The organism is Streptomyces sp. 8P21H-1 (assembly GCF_013302945.1).
In genome coordinates this window covers 1-1379 of the sequence record NZ_JABTYA010000273.1, presented here as the reverse complement: position 1 = coordinate 1379, position 1379 = coordinate 1, and the positions used below count along the sequence as shown (strand labels likewise).

General features: G+C 74.8%; 1 protein-coding gene and 1 pseudogene. One reads left to right on the top strand and one right to left on the bottom strand.

Going from position 1 to position 1379, the window contains the following annotated elements:
- Window positions 1–367: 367 nt before the first annotated feature.
- Window positions 368–718 (bottom strand): metallopeptidase family protein, encoded by a 351-nt coding sequence (locus HO151_RS05840; RefSeq protein ID WP_368039438.1) that lies wholly within the window; start codon window positions 716–718, stop codon window positions 368–370.
- Between the two features lie 137 nt (window positions 719–855).
- Between HO151_RS05840 and HO151_RS05835 the strand changes: the two are divergent.
- Window positions 856–1379: pseudogene (locus HO151_RS05835) on the top strand (hypothetical protein); the annotation flags it as partial.

Here is a 1379-nt window from a genome sequence, read left to right as displayed (position 1 = left end):
GCTCACCGCCGCCCCGCCGTCGGGCGCCTCACCGCCCTGCCGCGCCGCCGAGTGGGAGGGTTCGGCCCGGCTCCCCCCGTCGTCACCGACGCTCATGCAGCCGGCGGAGGTGGCGACGGCCAGCGCCGCGGCGGCCAGACGGACGGGTACGTACATGGCGCGCACGGGCAGCTACCTCCGAAAGGGGTCCCCCTGCTCGGCGGGTACCAGTACCGGTGCCGGTGCCGGAAGCGCGGGGAGGGATACGAGGAGTCCCCCTGCCCAACTCCCACCGCCCACGGGAGGACACGCGGCCGCACGCGACGAACGCCGAGCGGACGCCGAGCGGACGCCCGCGCCGCGCACGGCGGGTGCCCGTGGCCGGCCGTCAGCCGTACCCCAGCGCGTGCAGCCGTTCGTCGTCGATGCCGAAGTGGTGGGCGATCTCGTGCACCACGGTCACCTCGGTCTCCGCCACGACCTCCTCGCGCGTGCCGCACATCCGCAGCGTGGGCCCCCGGTAGACGGTGATCCGGTCCGGCAGCACCCCCGCGTACCACTCACCGCGATCCGTCAGCGGCGTCCCCTCGTAGAGCCCGAGCAGCTCGGGGTCGTCGGCGGGCGGTTCGTCCTCGACGAACACCGCCACGTTGTCCATCAGCCGCGTCAGCTCCGGCGGGATCCGGTCCAGCGCCTCGGCGACCAGTTCCTCGAACTCCTCGCGCGTCATCTCCAGCACGTGACCATTGTCCGGTACGGACACGGCGGGCAGAAGCACGGGCAGCAGCACGGACGGCCGCCCGCGACAGCAGGCGCATGCCGCGGGTGCCCGGCCCGCACCGCATACCCGTCCGGCCCCTTGGGCATACGGCCCCAATGGCCCGCGTCCCCGCTGCCGCCGCTCTGCACCGCGTGCGAAAAGTCCCCCGCGTCCTCGTACGCCACTACCGCTCCCGCCGTACCCACCCGGCCGTCGAACTCGTCGCCCAGCCGCACCCGTACACCCGTGCGCTCGGCCTCGTCGCCGTCGTCCTGCTCGGCGCGTGGCTGGGCCTGCTGATCGTGGGGAACGTCCGCACGCCGGTCGGCCCCATGGACACCACGATGACCCTGCGCCCCTCCCTCACGGGCGGCACGAAGATCAACGTCTCCCCGCTCGGCGCCCTCGAACTGCGCAGCCACACCGCCCCACTGCGCCTCGACGTGGCCGTCGACCAGCTCGACCCGGTCCGCTCCCAGGCCCTGGTCGACCACCCGGAGCGGCTCTCCGGCCTCCAGGACGAGGTCGCCCGGGACGTCGGCGCCGGCACGCTCGACCTGGCCGTGCGCTCCGTCGTCGCCGTCGTGTCCGGCGCGACCGCCCTCGGCCTCGCGGTCTACCGCCGGCCCCGCCGGGCCCT